The organism is Photobacterium salinisoli (genome assembly GCF_003614885.1).
Classification (GTDB): domain Bacteria; phylum Pseudomonadota; class Gammaproteobacteria; order Enterobacterales; family Vibrionaceae; genus Photobacterium; species Photobacterium salinisoli.
Window position 1 is genome coordinate 1 of record NZ_QZMS01000023.1, and the last position, 1,495, is coordinate 1,495.

Genomic DNA, 1,495 nt, shown 5'->3' on the forward strand with positions numbered 1-1,495 from the left:
GCGTACGCACTCCAGCCGTTATTAGGCACCGAGCGATTCGCCACCCCGGCATTACTAATGCTGGAGATCTGAAAGTTACTGGTGCGCTGATAGGTCATGGACGAGCTGGGAAGCTGATTGGATGACAGGGTGTGATTGCCTGTGGCCCGGCTGTCCGTCCCGAATGTCTGATTCGGACTGTAAGCCCGGCCCGCACCAACCAACGCCCGGTCGCACAAGTCCGGCGTGCCGTTCTGACCGTCACACAGCACCCAACCCAGCGGGATAGATTCAAGGGTGCCGTTGTGGATCTTGATATCGCCGCTTTTCCAGCTCCCGCCGCCGCTACCGTGTAATCTAGCCATGGCGCACCTCTGCCAGCGTCCGCACCGTGGCCCCTTCCAGCGCATAGCCATACACCGCCGCCCCGGTATCCAGCGTCATGGATTCCCCCGCTGCGATGTAAATGCCTGTCTGGTTATCCACGCCTTCACCCCCGATAAACAGGGCTTTGTCTGTCTGCACCAGCACAGACTGGCGCTTGCTGTCGGCGGCGAGCAGTTGCGTGGTGGTTGCCTGCTCTAATGGGATCACCGCACTGGTGAGCGCATCACTGCGCGCCACCGCAACCAGACCGCTGACCTGCTGCACCTGCGGCAAATTACCGACAGTGACTTGACCGTTCACGGTCTGCACCGCGGGCAGGTTGGTGATCGCCATTTCACCGCTCACCGCCTGCACCTCAGGCAAATTGCCTACGGTGATCTTTCCGCTCACAGGTTGGACGGCGGGCCAGTTATCAATGGACACCGGGGCCGAAAATGACACGGGCACAGTCTGCTGAATCGCATCAATGGTCACGGGTTCACGGATGCTGTGCACCTCCACCGCGCCACTGATAGCCACCGCGTCAGACTGGGTGTTCACCGGAATATCGGTTAACTGGTACTTGAGCGTGACCGCCGTGCTGTGGTGGTTGTACAGCTCAATGGTCTCGAAACCGCTCAAAGGCACCACGTCGTTTTTCTTCAGCTCTGTCCCCAGCTCCCGGTTCTGGGTTTTTGCCAGCAAGGTGACGGTATGGGAGCAGTCACGGATTAAAAGGTACTGACTGACAGCCGAGATAATCTTTTCTCCGGCCTGTAGCTGTACTTCGATGATTTTCTGTGTCTGATACATTCCGCTACCTCTTAAGAACCACAACCAGCAGCACCAAGCCGATGACCGCCGCAAAGGCCATCATGACCTGTGTGTTCTGTCGTCCTATGTCACTGGCCCCGCCTGTGTTGGCGCTGGCATTGATGCTGTTCGCCAACTGCATGGACTGCGAGGCCAGATTGCTCTGGTTAGAGGCCATGCCACCAAGGGAACTCAGCGCCCCGTTGAAGGTTTCCAGTCCAAAACTAAACGCATCCGTCAGGGCGTTGTTATTCGACGCTAACGCATTCGAGCCAAGGGTCATGGCATCACTGGCCATTTCCCCCGCGGCTTCCATGGCACCGTGGTCAGTCATGGT

3 protein-coding genes are annotated in these 1,495 nt (G+C 58.2%); all 3 read right to left on the bottom strand.

Translation table 11 applies throughout. The features are described from left to right. On the bottom strand, nt 1–344 hold a 344-nt coding region (locus tag D6M16_RS22100), incomplete at its 3' end, for a hypothetical protein (protein ID WP_205576956.1). After that, a complete protein-coding gene (locus D6M16_RS22105; protein ID WP_120514001.1) occupies nt 337–1,158 on the bottom strand; it encodes a hypothetical protein in 822 nt (273 codons plus the stop codon). The genes D6M16_RS22100 and D6M16_RS22105, both read right to left, overlap by 8 nt. Before the next feature lie 4 nt (nt 1,159–1,162). Then, nucleotides 1,163–1,495: hypothetical protein (locus D6M16_RS22110; protein WP_162941131.1), on the bottom strand; the 333-nt coding region annotated here is incomplete at its 5' end.